Origin of the sequence: Lederbergia ruris, from assembly GCF_018332955.1 — a bacterium.
GTDB classification, from domain to species: domain Bacteria; phylum Bacillota; class Bacilli; order Bacillales; family Bacillaceae_C; genus Lederbergia; species Lederbergia ruris.
Window position 1 is genome coordinate 124,510 of sequence record NZ_BORB01000006.1, and the last position, 23,613, is coordinate 148,122.

Consider the following 23,613-nt stretch of genomic DNA (forward strand, 5'->3'; position numbering starts at 1 on the left):
TATACCCGAAAATCATTTCACTACTGTTACAAACACATTAATTCAGTGTAACTTTTTACTTGTACAGGATGTACTGACTTCCGTGTTGCCCACAGGACGTGGGCGGTTTTAACGGAAGATCCTTATCCTCTTTATTGAGTGGCACCTATTCTATCTTTTAAATTTTCAATATAGATTTGTGCACTTTGCGCTGCGATACTACCGTCACCTGTTGCAGTGACGATTTGGCGAAGGAGTTTGTCACGAACATCTCCGGCTGCAAAAACACCAGGGATTTTCGTTTCCATTTCTGCATTTGTTTCAATATATCCTTGGGAATTTGTAATTCCTAAATTTTCAAATGGCTTTGTTAATGGGTCCATTCCGATGTAGATAAAGACACCGTCTGTTTTGAAGTTTCTCTCCTCACCATTTTCGGTGGAAACAAGTGTAACAGATCCTACTTTTCCATTTTCCTCATTAACCTCTTTAACGGTATGATTCCAAATGAATTCAACCTTATCATTGGCAAACGCACGGTCTTGGAGAATTTTTTGGGCACGTAATTCGTCACGACGATGCACAATCGTTACCTTGCTTGCAAAGCGTGTGAGGTATACTCCCTCTTCAACAGCCGAGTCTCCACCGCCCACAACGACAAGTTCCTTATCCTTAAAGAATGCCCCATCACAAACAGCGCAATAAGATACACCACGGCCGGTTAATTCTTCTTCACCTGGTATGCCGATTTTTCGGTATTCAGCACCAGTTGTAATAATAACGGCACGTGCTTTATATTCTTTGTTGCCCGCTTTTATCAATTTATAAGTGTCTTGATCGACAACTTCTTTTATATCTCCATATGCATACTCTGCTCCAAATTTTTTCGCATGGTCCATCATTTTCGTGGACAATTCTGGGCCAAGAATATGGTCAAAACCTGGATAGTTTTCAACATCCTCTGTATTCGCCATTTGCCCACCTGGAATACCGCGTTCAATCATTAACGTAGAAAGATTGGATCTCGATGTATAAACAGCCGCTGTCATTCCAGCCGGCCCTGCTCCGATAATAATCACATCATATATTTTTTCATCCGACATGCTGTACACTCCTTTATCATCTATTTTCAAACATAAATATTTTATAGCTTTATGATCTATTTCTATCGTATTAAACAGCGTCCGTTTCGTCTATTTATCTGCTCATTCCAATTCGTTTTCCAAAATACGGACATATTTCCGTAAAGTGGAAGTAGAAATAGCATACTCCTTTGCGATTTCCAATTGTGTTTTTTTATTATGGCGAGTTTTTAACCATATATACTCAACTGCCCCTGCTAATGCGAAAGGATTTGTTATTGCACTTTGGTTCTCCATCATTTTAAAAAACGCCCGAAACCACAATAGAAGTAAACTACGTCTTTCCCATGCTTGCGCTTGATACTTTTCGTATAATACCATAGCGACTTCATGTCCCTGTTTGATTTCTCCCTCCGAAGAAAACTCAGGGTTTAATTCTGTCTGCAAAATATAGGTTAAGTATCTTTTTTCAAAGGGAGTGAATCGGTCTAAGTCCATTTGCTCCAATTGCTTATATATCTCCACTTTAGAAGTGGACACAGAAACTAAAAAGATTCCATATAACCGATTTTCAACATGTTCACTATTCAACCATCTCATAATAGTGACATCCTCATTTTCAAAATGAGTGATCGCTTCTTCCGTGACCTTCCATGGTTCCTTTTGTGCAAGCGCAGGGTTTAAATCGATTAATTTCTCCCAAGCTTCAGAGGCTGCTCTATGATTTCCAGAAAAGTAAGCGGATTTTGCTAACCAATAATAATAAGAATAATCTCCTTCATAACCATACTTCTGTAAATGACGTAGCCAATAATAAGCTTGATGATACCTTCCTGTTAAAGCAAAAGTCGCGCCTAATTTATAACGATGTTCAAAATGAATCGGTTGAACCTTATCCAATGCTTGAAGTAATTCCTCTAGCTCATCTAGTTTTTCTTCATAATAAAGAAATACAGCTAAATTACAAAGGGCATGTAAATTACCAGGACTCTGTTCCAAAACATATTGGATCATTTCAAATGCTTTTTCTGTTTTTCCTTCATAAAAATAGGCTAAGGCCAAATTATTGTATGCTGGCCAAAGTTCAGGATAATCCTTCACCGTTTGCTTAAGTATTTCGATCGCTTGGGAAAATGCCCCTTCTTGCAATAAACTTCTTGCTTGGTCAAGATGGTCAATCATTTCATCTTGTTTAACAAGTTCAGAAAAGATTTCTTCGTCTTCTATTCCAATTAAATCTAATAATTCCTTTGCTTCCTCCGCAAATTCTCCCACTTCGTCCAACTCAAGATAGAGATTTGCATTTTTATAGGCCTCTGTAAATAGGCCTAGATGGGCAAAATTATTAGCCATAAAATAATAACACTCGGTTAAACTTTCATCTAACTCTTCCAACACCATTTTTAAAAGGGCATTAGACTCCTCATACTCTCCTATTTCGGTATGAACAATGGCTAATTGACAGGCAATAATGGGGTCCAAAGGTTCTAATTCGAAAGCTCGTTTTAAATATTTCTTTGCCTGCTTCATATCAAAACGATCATAAGCCTTAATACCTCTATTAAAATAGTATTCTCCTGTTGGAATAAATGAGAATATTTTTGCTTTATCTAATTTTCCCTTCGAGTTGTTAAACATCAAGATCCTCCGTTGCTGTATTCCTTTGTCGCTTTTTGTAGTATATCATACGACACCCATGCTGACACACCGCGAATCTTGGAAAATTTTCTACTTTTATACAAGTTTTTATTTACAAACACGTAAACTAGGTAAAATTACGTGGGGCTGTCTTTTTGTCTTGACTGATTCATAATGGCATACCAAAGAAACAGCATAAATAAAACACCTATTATTGTTTAGGTGTTTTACTTGTACCATAGATAGGATCATCTTTCCAACGCTCTTCACGTTCTTCCCTTGTATAAATCACTTTCATGGGATTTCCTCCCACGAATGCTCCTGCAGGTACGTCTTTATGGACAAGTGTACCTGCAGATACAATCGCTTGGTCTCCTATTGTAATGCCTGGTAAAATCGTGGTATTCGCTCCGATCATGACATGGTCACCAATTTCCACTGTGCCTAACCGATATTCCTTAATCAAATATTCATGGGCTAGAATCGTGGTATTATAACCAATGACGGTATTTTCGCCCACCTTGATTTTCTCTGGAAACATCACATCTAACATGACCATCAACGCAAAAGCTGTTTTTTGACCAATCTCCATCTTTAGGAAACGCCGATACATCCAGCTTTTAAGTCCTAGAAAGGGAGTGTACCTAGCTGTTTGGATGACGATAAAGTTTTTCACTACTTTCCAAAATGGAACGGTTTTATATACATGCCATAAAGAATTCGCTCCCTCTACTGGAAAGCGTTCTGTCCGTCTCATTGGGGTTTGACTCCAATGATATTCAATAAATCAGACATATGGTCAAGCATAAAATCAGGGTGATAACTTTGTAAATGATCCTTCCCTTTCAAAGACCAAGCAACCCCACAAGTGGCAGTACCTGCATTTTTACCACCAAGAATATCATGATGATTATCGCCAATCATCATCGTTTCCTCTGGTTGTGAATCGAGTAAATGCATCGCCTTGTTTAAAGGTTCAGGATCTGGTTTTACCTTTTCAACTTCATCCATCGTGATCACTACTTTAAAAAACGGCTCTAAATGAGTTAATTTCAACCCTTTCAAGACTGTATCTCTTTTCTTTGTCGAAACAATCGCCAATTTATAGCCATTTTCATGTAATGTCCTTACTGTTTCAAACACGCCGTCAAATTCTTTTACAAGCAAATCATGTTGTTCAAGATTATGTGTACGATACACTTGGATCATTTCTTCCGCCTTTTCAGAATCTAATCCATGAAAAACATCAGCTAAAGACGGCCCCATAAACGGAAGTACATCTTCACGTTGAAACTGACCTGGAAAATATTGCTCCAATGTATGTAAATAAGAGGAAATGATCAATTCATTCGTATCAATTAAAGTTCCATCCAAATCGAACAATAAGGTTGTAATATTCCGTTGCATGCCCATTCTCCTTTCTATTGAATTATGAACTTTGATCCTTATATTTTTGTTTCGCCATCCCCGTATAACGACGATAGAACCAGATGGCCACGGCAATTAAAATTAAAGCGAGTGAAATGACTTGGGCCATTCTTAATGAATCTAGCATTAAGCTGTCTGTACGCAATCCTTCCACAAAAAAGCGTCCAATCGAATACCAAATGATATAACTTAAGAAAAGCTCTCCACGCCGTAAGGAACTTTTTCTCAAAGCGAGCAGGATAAGAAAACCAATCATATTCCAGACAGATTCATATAAAAAAGTCGGGTGATAGTATTCTCCATTTATGTACATTTGATCAATAATAAATTGGGGCAGATGGAGATTTTCTAAGAACGCTCTGGAAACAGCTTCCCCATGTGCTTCTTGGTTAATGAAATTTCCCCAACGACCAATCGCTTGTCCTAAAATAATGCTTGGGGCCGCAATATCAGCCAATTTCCAAAAAGAAATTCCCTTTTTCCGGCAAAAGACCACAGCAGTCGCCACGGCACCGATTAAAGCACCATGAATGGCGATACCACCTTCCCAGATTTTAATAATCTTTTCTGGGTGTTGGGAATAAAATCCCCATTCAAACAGGACATAATAAAGCCGTGCACAAATAATCGAAATCGGAATCGCCCAGATCAAAAGGTCCGTAAATGTATCTTTTGGCAGGCCCCTCTTATCCCCTTCACGTACCGCAACAATTAGCGCTAGTGCAATTCCTAAACCAATAATAATGCCATACCAACGAATAGCAAAAGGTCCTAATTGGAGCGCTACTGGGTTAATTGGTTCAATTCCCATTCTCCCACTCCTTTCCATTTATTAGGTAATGATATCTTGGTCACTACCATTTTGAATGACTTCAGCGAGTCTTTCTGTAAATTGCTTTGCCGCATTGACTCCCATATTCTTCAAGCGGAAATTCATCGCAGCCACTTCAATAATAACAGCTAGGTTACGTCCAGGTCTTACAGGGATCGTTAATTTAGGGATTTCCGTATTAATGATCTTAACTTTATCTTCATCAAGTCCTACCCGATCATAATGCTTTTGTTCATCCCAAAGTTCTAAATGAACAGATAAGGTAATTTTTTTACTTGAGCGAACGGCGCCGGCGCCAAACAAGGTCATCACATTGATGATCCCTAAGCCACGAATTTCTAAAAGTTGCTTTAATAATGGGGGCGGGCTTCCCACTAACATATTTTCCTCAATTTCACTGATTTCCACACAATCATCGGCGACAAGCTGATGGCCGCGTTTAATTAAGGCTAATGCGGTCTCACTTTTACCAACACCACTTTGTCCAGTGAGCAATACACCGATACCATAAATATCAATTAAAACACCATGTACAGCCGTTGTAGGCGCTAATTCACTTTCTAAGTAGTTCGTCAACTTACTGGAAAAGCGCGTCGTCTTCATCGGTGTTCTTAACAAAGGAACGCTATTACGTTCTGAGGATTCAATTAATTCCTTGGGAATGTCTAACCCTCGTGAAATGATAATAGCTGGTGTTATATCATTACAAAGCAATTCCATTCGTTCTTTTCTTTCACTTTTCAATAGCCTTCCACTAAAATCGATTTCTGTTCTACCTAATAACTGAACACGTTCCGCAGGATAATAATTAAAGAAACCTGCCAATTCCAAGGCTGGGCGAGAAATGTCGGTCGTTGTAATCGGTTTATGAACACCTTCTTCTCCACTTACAAGCTCCAAATCGAAACGCTTGATGATATCTTCTGTCCGAACTTTGGACAAGTCCATCACTCCTTGCCGTTTAAGTAATCATTCTTATGATGAGGTATCTAGACATCATTGTACTATTTTATCATTACAGACGATATAAAAACCACTATTCGATTTACATTTTCTTTGAACAATCGCACACACCCCTATTTTCAGGAACTTTTTAATTAAGCGAAATCCTTATTATAAAAGAAGAAGTAGCGAACTCAACATACAAAAGGAGCTCCAAAAGGGAAGTATATACCTTTTAGAGCTCTTATATGTCAATCTCTTCTTCGCGGTTCTATGATGACTTTTTGGATCAGGACATTAATTAAGGACATGATGACGGCGAGGAGCAGAGCCAAACCAAATCCAGAGATTTCGAACAAACTCCCCATTAAAGCGTCTGTCATTAATAATGTACAAGCATTGATCACAAATAAAAATAGTCCTAAAGTTAATAATGTGACAGGTAAAGTGAAAAGAATGAGAATGGGACGTACAAGCATATTTAATATAGACAGAATAATGCTAGCCCCAATGGCCGACCATATACTCGACACCTCAACCCCTTCAAAATATCCCGCAAAGGCGAGGAATAAAAGGGCGTTCACTAAAATCCCTATACTCCACTTCATTTTACTGACCTTCTTCTTCGCGAATATAGACAGAGCCTGTCTTCGTGTTCGCCACCAAATGAACGGTTTCGGCACTTGTACCTGTCCGTTTGAATTTCACCTGTTTTTGGATAATTTCATTCTTTTCATGCATGATGTCAACATCATTTAATTGTAGTTTATAATTTCCTACATTGGATTGAACATCCCCATCAATCGCGACCCCGTTCGGAAGCGTAATATGAATGTTCCCTGTCACCGATTTTGTTTCCATGATACGTGGAGCTTGTTTCGTGACAATACAATCAATATTACCATTTAAGGATTGCAGTCCTAGATCTTTGTAAACACCTTCCGTTTTAATCGTGCCATTGACTGTTTCGGCTTCTACCTTTTCAATTTCAGATTCAACAAGCACGACTTGACCATTGACAGTGTCTAAATCGAGTTCCTCTCCGCGAATATTTGTAAGTTCTGCTTTTCCGTTCGTTGTCTTAACAACGAAAGATTCCGCTTGTAAATTCGTGCCCCTTACTCCACCAGTAAAGACGCGAATCGAGATTTTCTTATACAGTTTTTCAGGTATATAAACGACCGCTTCCACCTTCATCAGTTTGGATTGAGTACCGAAGATTAATAATCCATTCTCAAACTTAAACACGCTATGATCTAGAAAATAGGTTCTTGCTTCTTCGCGGTCTTCTGTACGGTAGACTTTTGCCTGGCACTCAATCCTTACTTCTGGTTGATCCCAGGTCTTTATTCTTACAGGACCGTTTGCCACATCAATATCGATTCGTTCAACCTCTTCTCCCGCCTGTTGAAAAGTATGAGGTATTTCAACTGTTTGAGTAAATTGAAAATCAAGGTCCTTCATTTTATTAAAAGTAGTTTGCACAAAATCAAATAATCGCTCACCAGCAGCTTCTAGCTGAGAATAAATGGTTTCAGCCGTATCCGCTGTTTCCTTCTCCTTGTCTTTTTCTGTTTGCTTCTCTTGGTGGGAAGTCTGCTCTTCTTGTGTTTCCGTTTGAATAGCTGGAGCTGTGTGTACTTGTGATTCCTCTTCCTTTGGCTTGGCTGTCGATGAGTCTTTAGACGATCCTTCTTCAAGTGCTTCTAACAGAATAATCGCTTCTTGTGCTGAGAGCTTACCATTTTGTACCAATTCAAGTATTCGTTTCTTTTCCTCGTTCACGTCAGCTTCCTCCTTTTAGGTTCTAACAGAATTTACGGATATGGGCCTTTATAGGTTTCAAAAAAGCTGATAAACTTTTCATCAGTAGACGCGGGCTAACGTCCTGTTGGCCTAATATTCGAGTGGTGTGCGGCTTCTTAAACGTTCATTTTTTCGGCGACTTTTTGATTCATTCGTTCTTTATCCCGCTCTAAAATGGGCTTGAGGTATCGTCCTGTATAAGAGTCGACTGATTGTGTCACTTTTTCAGGGGTACCTTTTGCGACAATTGTTCCACCTTTATCGCCACCTTCAGGTCCTAAATCAATCAGGTAATCAGCTGTTTTGATCACATCTAAGTTATGCTCTATAACCAAAACGGTGTCGCCATTATCCACAAGTCTTTGTAAAACCCCTAATAAACGGGCGATATCATCTACGTGCAACCCAGTTGTTGGCTCGTCTAATATATATAAAGAGCGACCATTCGAACGACGATGTAGTTCTGAAGCAAGTTTCACCCTTTGCGCTTCCCCTCCGGAGAGCGTTGTAGCCGGCTGCCCTAATTTCATATACCCGAGACCAACATCAACAATTGTTTGCAATTTACGCTTGATTTTAGGGATATTAGCGAAAAATTCTAATCCATCTTCAATCGTCATATCTAAAACATCTGCAATATTTTTCCCTTTATATTTTACTTCCAATGTTTCCCGGTTATACCTACTACCGTGACAAACTTCACATGGAACATAGACATCAGGAAGAAAATGCATTTCAATTTTGATGATGCCATCCCCTTTACACGCTTCACAACGTCCACCTTTGACATTAAAGCTAAAACGTCCCTTCTTATATCCTCGGACCTTTGCTTCATTGGTCGCTGCGTAAACATCCCTTACATCATCAAACACACCTGTGTAAGTAGCAGGATTGGAACGCGGGGTTCTACCTATTGGCGATTGATCAATATCAATTACTTTTTCGAGATGTTCGATTCCTTTTATTTCTTTAAATACACCTGGTCTTGTTTTGGCTCTATGAAGCTTCTGGGCCAATGTTTTATAAAGAATTTCATTGACCAAAGTACTTTTTCCCGAACCCGACACACCTGTTACCGCAACAAACAAACCAAGTGGGATTTTTACGTGAACATTTTTTAAATTATTTTCTTTTGCTCCCTTAATCTCAAGATAGCGGCCATCTGGTTTGCGACGTTCAATCGGTAAAGGAATAAACCTTTCACCTGATAAATATTGACCTGTTAAAGAAGCCTTGTTTGCAGCGACTTCTTGCGGCGTTCCTTGGGCGATGATCTCACCGCCATGTACTCCAGCACCTGGTCCAATATCAATTAAATAATCTGCAGCGAGCATGGTATCTTCATCATGTTCGACCACAATTAAGGTATTCCCGATATCCCGCATGTTTTTTAAGGTAGCAATTAAGCGATCATTATCTCGTTGATGAAGGCCAATGGAAGGCTCATCTAAAATATAAAGAACCCCCGTTAATCTTGAACCAATTTGCGTCGCTAAACGAATACGTTGCGCTTCGCCGCCTGATAAAGTCCCGGCAGCCCGGTTTAGCGTTAAATAATCTAGTCCCACATTGACGAGAAAACCGAGTCTTTCACCAATTTCTCGTAAAATTAACTTGGCAATTTGCATATCTTTCTCTGATAACGTCAGTTCCTGAAAAAACTGATTGGCATCATTCACAGATAGCTCCGTCACTTCACTAATATGGTGACCCGCTATTTTAACAGCTAAACTTTCCTCTTTCAAACGATGTCCCTTACAGCGGGGACAAGACTGCTGAGCCATATATTTCTCCATTTGCTCACGGATATAATCTGAGCTTGTTTCCCGATAACGACGTTCCACATTATGAAGCACCCCTTCAAAACGGACCTGACTTTCATGCATGCGGCCAAAATCGTTTTGATATCGAAATGTAAATACTTCATCTGATGAACCATAGAGGATGATGTTTAAATCTTTTTCTGGCAGATCCTCTACAGGTGTATCCATATCAATCTGAAAATGGCGACAAACGGTTTTTAAAAGCTGGGGGTAATACTGTGAGCTAACGGGAATCCAAGGTGCGATCGCATTTTCGTTCAGTGTTAGAGAACGATCCGGAATCACAAGATCAGGGTCGACCTCTAATGTAGAACCAAGCCCGTCACAATCAGGACAAGCTCCAAAAGGGCTGTTAAAAGAAAACATTCTTGGCTCTAATTTATCAATCGAAAATCCACATTCAGGACAAGCGTGATTTTCACTAAATAGCAGTTCCTCTTGTCCAATGATATCGATGACTACTTTTCCTTCGCCTAAGCCAAGGGCTGTCTCAAGCGAATCCGCTAATCTTGCTTCAACGCCTTCCTTCACAACAATCCGATCCACAATCACTTCAATTGAATGCTTTTTGTTTTTTTCCAGCTTGATCTCTTCCCCAAGATCTTCGACTTCACCATCAATCCGCACACGCACATAACCTTGTTTTTTTATTCCTTCTAATACTTTTACATGCGCTCCCTTGCGCCCAGAAACAACCGGTGCGAGCACTTGTAATCTTGTTCGTTCTGGATAGGTCATAATCCGATCGACCATTTGTTCAATCGTTTGCGAACTAATTTCAATTCCGTGGATCGGACAGATGGGCTTGCCAACTCGCGCAAAGAGTAAGCGCAGATAATCATAAATTTCTGTGACCGTTCCAACGGTTGAACGCGGGTTGCGACTCGTTGTTTTCTGGTCAATCGAAATGGCTGGAGAAAGGCCTTCAATGGCATCTACATCCGGTTTATCCATTTGCCCTAAAAATTGTCGCGCATAGGCTGATAAAGATTCTACATATCTTCTTTGCCCCTCCGCATAAATGGTGTCAAAGGCTAAGGAAGATTTTCCTGACCCGGATAGGCCCGTTAATACAACGAGCTTATCCCTTGGTATCGTTACATCAATGTTTTTTAAATTGTGAGCTCTTGCCCCTTGGATAATAATTTGGTCTTGTGCCATGATTTGCTCATCCTTCCGCTTTCAATTCCAATATGGCATCACGTAATTGTGCTGCACGTTCAAAGTCTAATGCTTTAGCCGCTTCCTTCATTTCCATTTCCATCGTTTCAATAAATTCTTCTCTTTCCTGTTTGGACATTTTTTTCAATTTGCCTTTAGCTGTATATTCTGCAGGATCCTCGGCTGCAACGGTAGCACGAATAACATCCCGTATATCCTTCTGAATGGTCATCGGTGTGATACCATGTTCTTGATTATATTTTTCTTGAATGGAACGACGGCGTTCTGTTTCATGAATGGCTTTTTCCATGGAATCGGTCATCCGATCGGCATACATGATGACGTGTCCGTTGGCGTTTCTTGCCGCACGCCCAATCGTCTGAATCAGAGAACGTTCAGAACGCAAAAATCCTTCTTTATCCGCATCTAATATCGCCACAAGTGAAACCTCGGGAATATCCAAACCTTCCCTTAGCAGATTAATGCCAACTAATACGTCAAAGGTTCCCATGCGTAAATCGCGAATGATTTCAATCCGTTCTAATGTTTTAATTTCGGAGTGCAAATACTGGACCTTAACGCCAATCTCTTTTAGATAATCCGTTAAATCCTCTGACATTTTTTTCGTTAAGGTTGTCACAAGAACTCGTTCATTTCGTTCTACCCGTAAATGAATTTCACTAATCAAATCATCAATTTGCCCCTCAATCGGACGAACATCAATTTTTGGATCTAATAATCCGGTTGGCCGGATAATTTGTTCAACCATTTGTGGCGTATGTTCTAGTTCAAACGGGCCTGGAGTCGCGGATACAAAGACAATTTGGTTAATATGTTTTTCAAATTCCTCAAACTTCAAAGGGCGATTATCCAAAGCCGATGGTAGACGAAAACCATGATCCACTAATACTTGTTTTCTCGCTTGGTCTCCATTATACATTCCCCGTATTTGCGGGAGGGTCACATGAGATTCATCGATCACAATTTGAAAATCATCTGGAAAATAATCAAGCAATGTATAGGGTGTGGCCCCAGCCGGTCTTAAGGTCAAATGTCGTGAATAGTTTTCGATTCCAGAGCAAAACCCCATTTCGCGCATCATTTCCAGATCATACCTTGTTCGCTGTTCCAATCGTTGTGCTTCTAATAATTTGTCGTTTTCTTTTAATATTGCTAACTGCTCTTCCAATTCTTTTTCAATATTCTCTATTGCTATTTTCATTTTATCTTCACCGGTAACAAAGTGAGAAGCTGGAAAAACAGCTGCATGTTCTCGATCGCCTAAAATTTCCCCTGTGAGCACATCTACTTCGCGAATCCGATCAATTTCATCTCCAAAAAACTCAATCCGTATGCAATGCTCATCACGAGAGACTGGAAAGATTTCCACTACATCTCCACGAACGCGAAAAGTTCCCCGTTGAAAGTCAATATCGTTGCGAGCGTACTGAATATCTACTAAACGACGTAATAATTGATTTCGTTCAATTTCCATTCCCGTTCTCATCGATAAAACATGGTCCCGATATTCAGATGGTGACCCCAAACCATAAATACAGGAAACACTGGCAATGATAATCACGTCTCTACGTTCGAATAAAGCGGATGTCGCGGAGTGTCGCAATTTATCAATTTCATCATTAATACTGGCATCTTTCTCAATATACGTGTCTGTTTGCGGCACATAAGCTTCTGGTTGATAGTAATCATAATAACTGACAAAGTACTCCACGGCATTATTCGGAAAAAACTCTTTAAACTCACTATAAAGCTGTCCCGCAAGTGTCTTATTGTGGGCAATAACCAGTGTCGGCTTGTTCACTTCCCGAATCATATTAGAGATAGTAAAAGTCTTCCCAGTTCCGGTCGCTCCTAGTAGAGTTTGGTATTTTTTTCCATTATGAATTCCTTCGACAAGCTGTTCAATTGCTTGCGGTTGATCCCCTGATGGCTTGTATCTTGATACTAATTCAAATGTGTGATCCAATAAGTTTTCCTCCTAACACATTTTTTATCTATATGATCTAATGGTGATTTATTTTTACATGTCTTACATTTTACCACAATTCCTATATAGATAACCAGTGAAAAGCGAACGTATTTTCGTTGCTATTTTCACGATCCATCCAATAGAAAAAAACAGGACCTGCTAGCGGGCCTGCCTTCGTACTAATGCTTCTATTTTTCCTTGGATTGTTACTCATTTTTAGCTGGTCTTTTCTTTTTCACCATTCGATCCGTGATAAAAAGGCCTACGGTTAACGATGCTGCCTCGATCGCAATTAATCCCCACCCATAAATATAACCTTTATAAGCAGACACAATAATGAGGGCTAAGGTTAAAAGAAAACCTACACTCCTTCTATAAGTCACTCTAGTAAAAAGAATCATTAAAATTGCCGGAATAAAAATAGCTGACAAAATTTTATCCATTGTCTCACCTACTCCATTTTAAAACTCTCTCTACTAGTTTTTCGCAAAACCAGAGAAAAAGCAAGTTTTATTGTAGGCTAAGCCCAATAGAATCCTCTTGTCCATTAACCAAATTCCCCCATAATATATTGCTTTGTTTTTTCATGTTGTGGGTTCGAAAATATACTTTGGGTTGATCCATACTCTACAATTTCACCATTCAGGAAAAAGGCAGTTTGATCTGAAACCCGAGCCGCTTGTTGCATATTGTGGGTGACGATTACAATGGTATATTTTTCTTTTAATCTTAGAATCAGACTTTCCAGCTTGTTGGTTGAAAGGGGATCTAGGGCAGATGTTGGTTCATCCATTAAGATCACATCTGGTTGAATCGCTAGAACTCTAGCAATCACTAACCGCTGTTGTTGCCCCCCCGATAAGCTTGTAGCAGGAGCACGTAAATCATCCTTCACTTCATCCCATAAAGCCACAGAGCGAAGACAGGATTCCACCGTTTGATCCAGAAATTGTTTATCCTTTCGTCCGTGAATCCTCGGGCCATAAGCGATATTATCATAGATCGAAACCGGGAAGGGATTGGCCTGCTGGAACACCATGCCTACTTTTTTCCTTAAGTCAACAACATCTACAGCGGGGTTGGTGATCTCCAGATCATGCAAATAAATCTTTCCCTCTGAGCGACTTTCTGGTATAAAATCATTCATTCGATTAAGGGTACGCAGAAAGGTTGATTTTCCGCAGCCAGAGGGACCAATTAAAGCGGTAATTTGATTCTTTTTGATCTCCAGGTTAATATTTTTAAGTGCCTGGAATTCTCCATAATAAAATTGCAGGTTTTCTGCTTTCATCACGGTTTCTTTATGATGCTGTTGATGCAGTGAGAGAACCATCGCTTCCACCCCTTATCCAAAGTTTCCAGCAATATATCCTGCTGTCCGTTCATCTTGTGGATTAGTGAATATTTCTTCCGTTGCCCCAAATTCGACTAAATTTCCCATGTAAAAAAAGGCGGTGTAATCAGATATTCGGGCGGCCTGCTGCATATTATGGGTGACAACAATAATCGTATACTCTTTTTTCAATTCACACATTAACTCTTCTATCTTTCGCGTTGAAATAGGATCTAATGCAGAAGCTGGTTCATCTAATAACAGCACTTGGGGCTTCAAAGCAATCGCTCTAGCAATACATAAACGTTGCTGTTGTCCTCCTGAAAGACTTAGAGCCGATGAATGGAGTTTGTCTTTTACTTCGTCCCATAATGCCGCTTTTCTTAGCGCCGTTTCAACGATTTCATCTAACTGATGTTTCTTTTTTATGCCATGATGAGCAGGACCATAAGCAATATTTTTGTAGATTGATTTAGCAAAAGGATTGGGCTTTTGAAACACCATTCCGATTTGCTTTCGTAATTCAAATACGTTCACTTTTGGGGAATGAATCTCAATATCGCGATAATGGATCTTCCCTGTTATTTGGCAATGAGCGATACTATCATTCATTCGATTCAAGCAACGTAAAAAAGTAGATTTCCCACAGCCTGAGGGGCCAATTAAAGCGGTAATCGCCTGATCTGGAAATGGGAGATCAATATTTTGAACAGCTATCTTATCCCCATAAGCAACAGTGACACCTTCAGCAGATATAACAGAACGAGTCGGGAGAAAAACGATGTTTTTTTTCGGCGCCAATCGATCCAATTGCCCACTTTGATTCATTTCTTTAGCAATCGCCATTTTTTCAACCACCTTTCTTAATTTGTTGTCATTTTTCTAAATATGAGATGACCAATCCAGCGTGCTAGTACGTTAAATAGCAAGATGGCCAATAATAAAAGTGCGGATGCGCCACTGGAAATGGCCGCTGCATCGGGCATAATCCCTTCCCCATTAATCTTCCAAATATGGACAGCTAATGTTTCTGCTGGCCTTAATGGATTGAGTGGGGATGTAGCCGAAAATGGATTCCAATTGGAGAAATCAAGTTGCGGTGTGCTCATGCCCGCAGTATAGATCAGTGCGGCAGCTTCTCCAAAAACTCGCCCTGCAACAAGAATAATTCCTGTAACCAAACCAGGTAAAGCAGCTGGTAAAATAACCGTTGTGATTGTCTCCCATTTCGAGACACCTAGGGCTAATCCCGCTTTTCTTTGTTCATCCGATACATTTTGTAGTGAGTCTTCCACTACCCGAACCATTAAGGGTAAGTTAAATACGGTTAAGACGCATGCCCCTGAAAGAATTGAAAATCCCCATCCCATATAAATTACAAAGAATAGAAAACCAAACAGTCCCACAACGATCGAAGGGAGAGAAGATAGAACTTCAATTAGTGAACGGATCAAATCGGTAAACTTATTTTTGGGAGCATATTCGGATAGATAAATGCCAGCACCTAGAGATATCGGAATTGTCATCATGATCGTTAAAACAAGTAAATAGAAGGAATTAAATAATTGTGGTCCAATCCCTCCCCCCTCTTGAAAGATTTGCGGAGAGGATGTAATAAATCCCCAACTTAGCTTCGGTAAACCTTGGATAAAGATATAACTTAATAAACTAATGAGAAGCCCAAGAATGAGAAAAGCAATTCCATAAAACAGGATCGTTGCGATTCGATCGATCTGTTTCGCATTCATACCTTTTGCTCCTTTCTGCCAACCCAGCGGATAAGCATAATAAAGAGAAATGACATTATTAATAGAATCAGTGCTAAGGACCAGAGTGCGTTATTTTCCGCTTGCCCTAATACGGTGTACCCCATGCCCATTGTTAAAATACTTGTAAGGGTGGACGCAGGTTCCAATAGAGAAGTTGGCATAACAGGTGAATTACCAATGACCATTTGTACAGCCAGTGCTTCGCCAAAGGCGCGCGCCATTCCGAAAATCACGGCTGTCAGTAAACCAGACTTCGCCGTTTTTAAAATCACGCGATAGATCGTTTGCCAACGGGTGGCTCCTAATGAATAGGAGGCTTCTCTCAACGAACGAGGAACAGAAGCAATCGCATCAATCGATAGACTCGTAATCGTTGGCAAGATCATAACGGAAAGGACGATTGTACCGGCAGCAATGCCAAATCCACTGCCTGAAAAAGACTCTCTTAATAACGGAACTACAACTGTTAAGCCAATAAAGCCATACACAACCGACGGAATTCCAACTAATAGCTCCATAACCGGTTGCAGTATTTTTTTCCCGAACCGCGGCGAAATTTCAGTCATAAACACCGCCGCTCCAATCGCAATCGGAGTACAAATAAGTGCGGAAAGAAGTGTGACAATAAAAGAACCTGTGATCAACGGGAGCGCTCCAATAATCGGCTTGCCCAGCTCACTTAATGTTCCGGGATTCCATTTTAAACCTGTCAAAAATTCTAAGACACTCCCTTTATTAAAGAGAAAGATCGCGACACCTTTCGAAACAACGAGCGCAAGAATCATCACAGTCAGCAAAATCGTGATTCCTACTGCAAGAAAAGTGATTCCCTTTCCCAACTTCTCCAATCGCATTTTTTTATTTGGCTTTGTGATATCCATGTACATTCCGCTTTCTGCTTTAGCCACAGCGATCGACTCCTTTAATGGCAATGTTTATTTAGAGATAAGAAAGAGGCTTTTAATGTCATTCGCCTCTTTTCCAGCCTATTCATCCGATTATTGGTTACTAACTTCTCCATTAGCATTTCGATCAACTTTCATGTTTGTGACTGGGAGGTAGTCCATTTTCGGAAGAAGTTTGGTTTGCACGTCTTCTGTAAGCATATAATCAATAAATTCCTTTGTAACATCCACTGCCTCATCATTCGTATACATATGCTGGTAAGCCCATATTTTCCATGCATTCGTCTCTACATTTTCTGCCGTTGGTTCAGCGCCATCCACTTTTAGAGCTTGTATGGACTCATCAATATAAGAGAATGCTAGATAACTAATTGCGCCAGGCGTTTCACTAACAATTTTTCGAACCGTCCCTGATGAATCTTGTTCTTGTGCCTCAATTGGTTCTTCGCCATTTAAAGCAAATGTTTCAAATGTCGCTCTCGTACCTGAACCCTTCGCCCGATTGACAACGATAATTTCTTGATCAGCACCACCAAGTTCTTTCCAATTTTTGATTTTCCCTGTAAATATATCAATCAACTGGTCTTGCGTGACATCTTCAACACCAACTTCTGAGTGAACAACTGGCGCCATGCCAACGACCGCCACTTTATAGTCTGTTAGTTTATCAGCTGGAATTCCTTCTTTTTCTTCGGCAAACACATCGGAGTTTCCGATATCCACAGCCCCTTCACTAATTTTACTGAGCCCCGTTCCACTTCCTCCACCTTGAACATTAATCGTCACTCCAGGGTGTTGCTGCATAAATTGCTGAGCGGCTGCTTCCACTAAAGGTTGCATCGCACTCGATCCAACTACAGTAATGGAACCTGCTAGTTTATCACTCTCTGGTGAATTCTCTTGATTTGTTTCTGTACTCGGTTTACTAGTCCCCGACGCAGAGTCCTGGGAACCTGCCTCTGTATTACTACATGCTGCTAGAATGATTGTAAACATGAAGATACAGCCAATAAACACGAACCATTTCTTTTTCATGAGTGAGCCACCCTTTTCTATTTGGATTGCAATCCTTGATTGCTTATCTATACAGTAAACCATCTCTATTAAATGCCTATAAATAGTATGTGAAGTTTATGTAAAGCTTTGTTTGGAGTTTGTAAAGAAAAAATGATACCGTTGTCATCTTTTCAACGACCTTTTCTCCATGACAAAACCTCGCTTAGGAAAGCGAGGTTTTGTCATGGGTCTCCTGTTTCTTCGGTAATGTAATGATAAAGGTTGTTCCTTTTCCTTCTTCACTTTTCACTTCAATTTTCCCATTATGCGATTCTGTTAAGTGCTTTACAATCGCTAGACCAAGGCCTGTGCCACCAGAACGACGAGAACGGGCTTTTTCTACACGGTAAAAACGTTCAAATATTCGTGGCAACTCGGTGGAAGGAATACCTATCCCTGTATCAGAAATACTAAGTTTTACTTGATCGGCCTCTTCCCACAGCTTGACAATAATTTTTCCTCCTTCTGATGTATAAGCAATCGCATTGGAAAGGAGGTTTAACACAATTTGGTGGATGCGATCCTTTTCTCCCTCGATCCATATATCGTTCATCTGTTCAGGAAGGATTAGGGTTAATTTTTTCTTTTTCGCTTCTTTTTGAATGGTGTTCGCCATATTTAAAACGGCCTCTGTCATATTCATTTGTTCCAATTTTAAAGGAATATGGTGTTGTTCAATCCTTGACAAGTATAAGAGTTCACTAATTAACCGATGGAGCCGCTCACTCTCCCGATAAATAATGCTAAGAAATTCGCGGCAAACATCTTCATCATGCATTGCTCCATCCAATAAAGTCTCAGCAAATCCTTTCACTGATGTGATCGGTGTTTTTAATTCATGGGAGACATTGGCGACAAAATCTGTTCTCATTTTCTCCAGTCTGCGCACTTCCGTCACATCATGCAAGACCGCGATCATCCCTTTTCGTTCTTGATTTTCACGGACATATGGTGCGAGATGAACATCCATAATTCGCTCCCTCGGATAAAAAAAGGTGATTTCTTTTCTTAATTCTTGTCCAGTTTTTAAACACTCTGCCATCAAAGAACTAAATTCTAAGTTGCGACTGGCATCCATATGCATTTTCCCTGTAAAGGATTGCGGATCTTCTCCCATAAATTGCGCCATCGCTTTGTTCGCCAATAAAATTCTCCCTTGCATATCGACTAATAAGACACCACTCGTCATATTGGCTAATACACCTGAAAGCTGTTGTTCATTTTCTTGAATGGTCTCCATTTGATTCTTCAAACTTGAAGCTAGCATATTAATCGATGTGGCTAATTGACCTAATTCCCCTTTAGGTTGGTGATGGACTCTGGCGGCAAAATCTTTATCTTTTAACCTCGCCGAAACGCCAATCATTTCTTCAATCGGTTTAGAGATACTTTTAGCGAGCCTCATCCCGATTAAACCGGTAAGAAGAAAAACAGCAAGCAAGGAAATACTAATACTGATCCATAACTTACGCAACGCAATATCAATCTTTTTTAGGGAGTACGCCACGCGAATGACGCCTGTCGTCTCATCTCCGTCGATAATCGGAACCGTCACATACATCATATGAAAGCCAAGTGTTTTACTATAGCGAATCGAGAGCCCGGAAGCAGCTTGTTCCTGGAGGACCTGTTTTACCTCTGGTCGACTTGAATGATTTTCCATCTCCGCAGGCGGCTCCTCTGAATCAGCTAACACATTCCCATCTTGATCTAAAATCGTTAATCTCGATTGGATGGAATCAGCTAAAAGAATCATCTCCTCTTGAAGTTCTGAGGGTGTGGAAAGTAAATCTTCCCTATCAATCACATTCAAGACTAATTTCGATGTTTGCAGTAAATGGGTTTCTTTTAAGTCGTAATATGTATCTTTCATCATTCTTGATAAAAACAAACCGGAAATGATTAATAAAATGGAGATTAAAATTAAAAATGAAAAGGTAATTCGCACCCATAATTTATGCATCATCACGGTTGCCCCAGTTTGTAACCGAATCCTCTCACTGTTTTAATATACAGTGGCTGTTTCGTATCTTTTTCAATTTTCTCACGTAAATGACTAATATGAACATCGACAATTCGTGAATCGCCAACAAATTCATAATTCCAAACGGCATCCAATAATTGATGGCGATTAAGCACTTTGCCCTGATGATTCGCTAAATACAAAAGCAATTCAAATTCCTTGGGCGTCAAATCAAGCTTCTCGCCCGCAAGTTCGGCCGCATATTGATCAGGAAAAATGACGAGGTCACCAATGCGAATCATCGTTGCTTCCTGTTTCGACAGATCAGGTGAATCATTCATTTGCGATCGTCTTAAAATCGCCTTTACTCTTGCAATAACTTCACGGGGACTAAACGGTTTCGTCAAATAATCATCTGCCCCAAGTTCCAGACCTAGCACCTTATCAAATTCATCATCTTTTGCTGTGAGCATTAAGATCGGTGTTTTCAGCTTTTCCTGGCGAATGGTTTTACAAACATCCATGCCATCCATGCCGGGAAGCATTAAATCTAAAATAATTAAACTCGGATCTTCCTCCATTGCTTTCTGTAGTCCTGTATTTCCATCGCCTGCCGTGATCACAGCAAAGCCTGCTTTTTCCAGATTAAATTGTAATAAGGTCACGATGGAAGGCTCATCATCAATTACTAGGACTTTCTCCATTTCATTCTCCCCCTCATAAGGTTGTTAAAAAAGTCCGGTAAAAAGAAGACTGCCTCGTTTATTTTTTTGAGACAGCCTTATGGAACTTATGATTTTAATGTACGTTTTTCAATCAAAACAGTCAAGCTTATGAGCGTGACAAGTACGGTCGCTCCCATGTCAGATAAGATGGCAATCCATAGAGTGAGTAGGCCTGGAATCGTTAAAAGCAGGGCGATTAATTTTAGCCCAAGGGCTAAGCCAATATTAAGTTTAATAATCGAATTGACTTTTTTCCCAACTTTTATTGCCGAGGGAAGTTTGCCCAGATGATCTTGCATCAGGACGATGTCCGCTGTTTCAATCGCACTATCGGTCCCTTTTCCCATGGCAATGCCTAAATCAGCTGTAGCTAAGGCCGGAGCATCATTGATCCCATCCCCCACCATCGCCGTGATTCCTTGACTTGTTAATTCCTTTATCTTTCCAACCTTTTGGTCTGGCAATAATCCAGCATGGTAATCGGTAAGACCAATCGCTGCAGCGACCTTTTCTGCCGTTTGTTGGTGGTCCCCGGTTAACATCGTGGTTTTCTTAATTCCTGCTTTATATAGCTCTGCGACAATTTCTTTACTTTCCGGGCGTATTTCATCGGCAATTCCGAATAGGCCTAATACCTTCTCATGATCGGAAACAGCGACTAATGTCAATCCTTCGTTTTTCAAGGTTTCTAGATCATTTTGAATGGCTGTTGTGATCGCCGGAGTTGGAATGCCTTTTTCATTTCCTAGCGTATAGGTCAAACCATCAATCACAGCTTCCACCCCTTGCCCAGCAATCGTTTCAATGAAGGAAGGCTCCTGAAGTGCCACATCATATTCCTCCACCTTTTTCATCACCGCTTTCGCCAATGGATGGGAAGAGCTGTTTTCAATCGAGCCGGCAATCGCTAAAAATGTGTCTTCTTCATAAACAATCATTTTCGCAACATGGGGCTCTCCCTTTGTCAATGTTCCTGTTTTATCAAAAGCAATGGTATCCACTTTGCCTAGCTGCTCAAGAAAGACACCACCTTTGATTAAAATACCGTGACGAGCATTTCTCGTAATTCCCGAAATTAAGGCAATCGGGGAAGAAATGATTAAGGCACAAGGACATCCGACAATTAAAACGGCAAGTCCCTGATAAAACCAGTCGCCCCAATTCCCTCCGAATAGTGGAGGAACAAACATCACAATGGCTGCAATCACCATGATTGCCGGCGTGTAAAATTTTGCAAACTGATTAATGAACTTTTCTGTTGGCGTTTTGGTTTCCTGCGCCTCTTCAACAAGGTGAAGAATTTTGGCGAGGGAAGAGTCTTCATAGGTCTTCGTGATTTCTACTCGAAGAACCCCCTCATTATTAATACTTCCACCAAATACAGATTCTCCCATCTCTTTTTCCACAGGCATGGATTCACCTGTAATTGCTGCTTCATTCACAGAGCTTTTCCCTTCCACAACTATCCCATCAGAAGGGATTTTCGCACCTGATTTGACGAGAACGATATCCCCTACTTGTAAGGCCGAGATCGGGACAACTTCTTCCCCTTTTCCCGAAATGCGTATCGCTTCTTTTGGCGCAACTTCTAATAATGTTTCCATTGATTTGCGCGCTTTTTGCATGCCCAGACCTTCTAAATATTCGTTTATTCCGAACAAAATCGCGACTAATGTGCCTTCCTTCCATTCCCCAATACCAAACGCACCAATTAACGCAATGGTCATTAATGTATCAATATTAAACTTGAAGGTGAAAATGTTTTTTAACCCTTTTATAAAGGTGGTGTATCCACTTAAAGCCGCCGCAACAATATAAAAAATAACAGCTACCCCATCATGGCCGGTGCGCTCTACGATCAGGGCACAAGCAAATAATAAAACCGATAAGCCAATGAGTAAAATTAAATGTCGTACAGAACCATGGTTATGAGTATGATCGTGTTCACTCTTAACAAGGGTCGCCCCATCACTTGCTAATATTTTTTCTACTTTTTGCAGCTCAATCTGATCCGAAACAATCAGTTTACTGGAATTAAAAAGGAGCTTCGCATCCTCCCCATGCTCCAGTTTTTGTATATCCTCTTCCATCTCCCTTGCGCAATTGGCACAAGACAATCCTTCTAATTTGTATTCTGCCATTTTCTATCAACTCTTTTCGGTCTTAGTACGTGTTCAAAAAGGGAGGATAAACACCCCTCTCTTAGGTATGTCTCGCATGATCAATGGTTTGTTCCAACACATTCATTACATGTTCATCGTCATGAGAATAATAAAACGTCGTTCCCTCTCGTCTATATTTTACAAGTCGGAGATTTTTCAAAAAACGCAATTGATGCGAGACAGTTGATTGTAAAAGTGATAACTTTTCTGCAATTTGATTAACAGAATATTCCTGTTCAGCTAGTAGATGTAAAATACGAATCCGCGTTGGTTCAGATAAGGCTTTAAAGGTCTGTGACACAATAAAAAGGGTTTCCTCATCTAATTCATCTGGAGTAGATCGGTTTTGCTGATTTTCCATTGTTTACTCTCCTTGTTTGGGTATATGTATATATATTCATATATTACCTTCATTATATTTCATTCCTTGATTTTGTCAACTGTTTCAAAAATCTTTTGTGACAATATCCAGAAAACTGTGCCGTTTGTTCAAGAGAGTTTGGTTGTCCAATTGAAAATAAGCAAGAGATTTGCTATATTGGTACTGTGTCATTTTTGTTTTTGCCAAAATGACTTTAAGAACTCCATTATATCCAAAAGATTTTCACATAAGTGATACTATATTAAAGGTGGTTTTTTATATGTCCTATGTTATTACAGCACCATGTATGGGTGAAAAATTCGGTGAATGTGTCGAAGTTTGCCCTGTCGATTGTATTCTTGAGGGGGATGAGATGTTTTTCATCGATCCTGACCTTTGTATAGACTGTGGAGCTTGTCAAGCTGTTTGTCCTGTCGAAGCGATTTATCATGAGGAAGACTTACTTCCAGAAGATGAAAAATATTTCGATAAAGCAAAAGAATTCTTCGCAGCCGCGGAGTAATCTTCTTGAAAAAGAGGCTGGGACAAAACTCCAGTAAATAAAATTAAGGCGTTGGGGCTTACACTTAAAAAGTGTAGACCCCACGCCTTTTTTTGTCGCTATTTTAGTAAACAAAAAGGACACCTTTTGATAAAA

Annotated in this window: 21 protein-coding genes; 1 reads left to right on the top strand and 20 read right to left on the bottom strand. The window is 40.1% G+C overall.

The features are described 5' to 3' along the window. Positions 1–131: 131 nt before the first annotated feature. The 20 genes from trxB to KI363_RS05455 form a co-directional block, all read right to left on the bottom strand. Positions 132–1,082, bottom strand: a complete 951-nt coding sequence (trxB, locus tag KI363_RS05360) for a thioredoxin-disulfide reductase (protein ID WP_212965717.1) — start codon at positions 1,080–1,082, stop codon at positions 132–134. Positions 1,083–1,184: 102 nt separating this feature from the next. Further along, positions 1,185–2,699, bottom strand: coding sequence for a tetratricopeptide repeat protein (locus KI363_RS05365; RefSeq protein ID WP_158320901.1), 1,515 nt, complete (start codon positions 2,697–2,699; stop codon positions 1,185–1,187). A 211-nt stretch (positions 2,700–2,910) separates the two neighbouring features. After that, complete coding sequence (locus KI363_RS05370; protein WP_158320900.1) at positions 2,911–3,456, bottom strand: acyltransferase; 546 nt, start codon at positions 3,454–3,456, stop codon at positions 2,911–2,913. Beyond that, entirely contained in the window at positions 3,453–4,106 is a 654-nt protein-coding gene (gene ppaX / locus KI363_RS05375; RefSeq protein WP_158320899.1) for a pyrophosphatase PpaX, read from the bottom strand. Before ppaX ends, KI363_RS05370 begins: the two co-directional genes overlap by 4 nt. A gap of 22 nt (positions 4,107–4,128) precedes the next feature. Beyond that, positions 4,129–4,938, bottom strand: a complete 810-nt coding sequence (gene lgt, locus KI363_RS05380) for a prolipoprotein diacylglyceryl transferase (protein ID WP_373306728.1) — start codon at positions 4,936–4,938, stop codon at positions 4,129–4,131. 21 nt (positions 4,939–4,959) lie between these two features. Beyond that, positions 4,960–5,901, bottom strand: coding sequence for an HPr(Ser) kinase/phosphatase (gene hprK / locus KI363_RS05385; RefSeq protein ID WP_158320897.1), 942 nt, complete (start codon positions 5,899–5,901; stop codon positions 4,960–4,962). A gap of 251 nt (positions 5,902–6,152) precedes the next feature. Next, a complete protein-coding gene (locus tag KI363_RS05390) occupies positions 6,153–6,509 on the bottom strand; it encodes a phage holin family protein (RefSeq protein ID WP_158320896.1) in 357 nt (118 codons plus the stop codon). Between the two features lies 1 nt (position 6,510). Beyond that, positions 6,511–7,686, bottom strand: coding sequence for a DUF4097 family beta strand repeat-containing protein (locus KI363_RS05395; protein ID WP_158320895.1), 1,176 nt, complete (start codon positions 7,684–7,686; stop codon positions 6,511–6,513). A 137-nt stretch (positions 7,687–7,823) separates the two neighbouring features. After that, on the bottom strand, positions 7,824–10,691 hold the full coding sequence (gene uvrA, locus KI363_RS05400) for an excinuclease ABC subunit UvrA (protein WP_158320894.1): 2,868 nt from the start codon (positions 10,689–10,691) through the stop codon (positions 7,824–7,826). A gap of 7 nt (positions 10,692–10,698) precedes the next feature. Continuing rightward, positions 10,699–12,678, bottom strand: coding sequence for an excinuclease ABC subunit UvrB (gene uvrB / locus KI363_RS05405; protein WP_212965719.1), 1,980 nt, complete (start codon positions 12,676–12,678; stop codon positions 10,699–10,701). A gap of 209 nt (positions 12,679–12,887) precedes the next feature. Continuing rightward, positions 12,888–13,124, bottom strand: a complete 237-nt coding sequence (locus KI363_RS05410; protein WP_158320892.1) for a DUF2198 family protein — start codon at positions 13,122–13,124, stop codon at positions 12,888–12,890. Positions 13,125–13,228: 104 nt separating this feature from the next. Next, complete coding sequence (pstB, locus tag KI363_RS05415) at positions 13,229–14,014, bottom strand: phosphate ABC transporter ATP-binding protein PstB (protein ID WP_212965720.1); 786 nt, start codon at positions 14,012–14,014, stop codon at positions 13,229–13,231. A gap of 12 nt (positions 14,015–14,026) precedes the next feature. Continuing rightward, positions 14,027–14,860, bottom strand: coding sequence for a phosphate ABC transporter ATP-binding protein PstB (gene pstB / locus KI363_RS05420; protein ID WP_246516765.1), 834 nt, complete (start codon positions 14,858–14,860; stop codon positions 14,027–14,029). Between the two features lie 17 nt (positions 14,861–14,877). After that, positions 14,878–15,762, bottom strand: a complete 885-nt coding sequence (pstA, locus tag KI363_RS05425) for a phosphate ABC transporter permease PstA (protein WP_212965721.1) — start codon at positions 15,760–15,762, stop codon at positions 14,878–14,880. Continuing rightward, positions 15,759–16,670 (bottom strand): phosphate ABC transporter permease subunit PstC, encoded by a 912-nt coding sequence (gene pstC / locus KI363_RS05430; RefSeq protein WP_373306730.1) that lies wholly within the window; start codon positions 16,668–16,670, stop codon positions 15,759–15,761. Before pstC ends, pstA begins: the two co-directional genes overlap by 4 nt. 111 nt (positions 16,671–16,781) lie before the next feature. After that, positions 16,782–17,723: a phosphate ABC transporter substrate-binding protein gene (locus KI363_RS05435; protein ID WP_158320889.1), complete on the bottom strand. Its 942-nt coding sequence runs from the start codon at positions 17,721–17,723 to the stop codon at positions 16,782–16,784. Positions 17,724–17,907: 184 nt separating this feature from the next. Next, positions 17,908–19,710 carry a two-component system histidine kinase PnpS gene (gene pnpS, locus KI363_RS05440; RefSeq protein WP_246516766.1) on the bottom strand — a complete coding sequence of 601 codons (1,803 nt, stop codon included), beginning with the start codon at positions 19,708–19,710 and terminating at the stop codon, positions 17,908–17,910. Further along, complete coding sequence (locus KI363_RS05445; RefSeq protein ID WP_212965722.1) at positions 19,710–20,411, bottom strand: response regulator transcription factor; 702 nt, start codon at positions 20,409–20,411, stop codon at positions 19,710–19,712. Before KI363_RS05445 ends, pnpS begins: the two co-directional genes overlap by 1 nt. Positions 20,412–20,497: 86 nt before the next feature. Beyond that, a complete protein-coding gene (locus KI363_RS05450; protein WP_212965723.1) occupies positions 20,498–22,573 on the bottom strand; it encodes a heavy metal translocating P-type ATPase in 2,076 nt (691 codons plus the stop codon). 61 nt (positions 22,574–22,634) lie between these two features. Next, positions 22,635–22,955, bottom strand: coding sequence for an ArsR/SmtB family transcription factor (locus tag KI363_RS05455; protein ID WP_212965724.1), 321 nt, complete (start codon positions 22,953–22,955; stop codon positions 22,635–22,637). 280 nt (positions 22,956–23,235) lie between these two features. Between KI363_RS05455 and fdxA the strand changes: the two genes are divergently transcribed. Further along, positions 23,236–23,478 (top strand): 4Fe-4S ferredoxin, encoded by a 243-nt coding sequence (gene fdxA / locus KI363_RS05460; RefSeq protein WP_191967350.1) that lies wholly within the window; start codon positions 23,236–23,238, stop codon positions 23,476–23,478. The last annotated feature ends 135 nt before the right edge of the window (positions 23,479–23,613 follow it).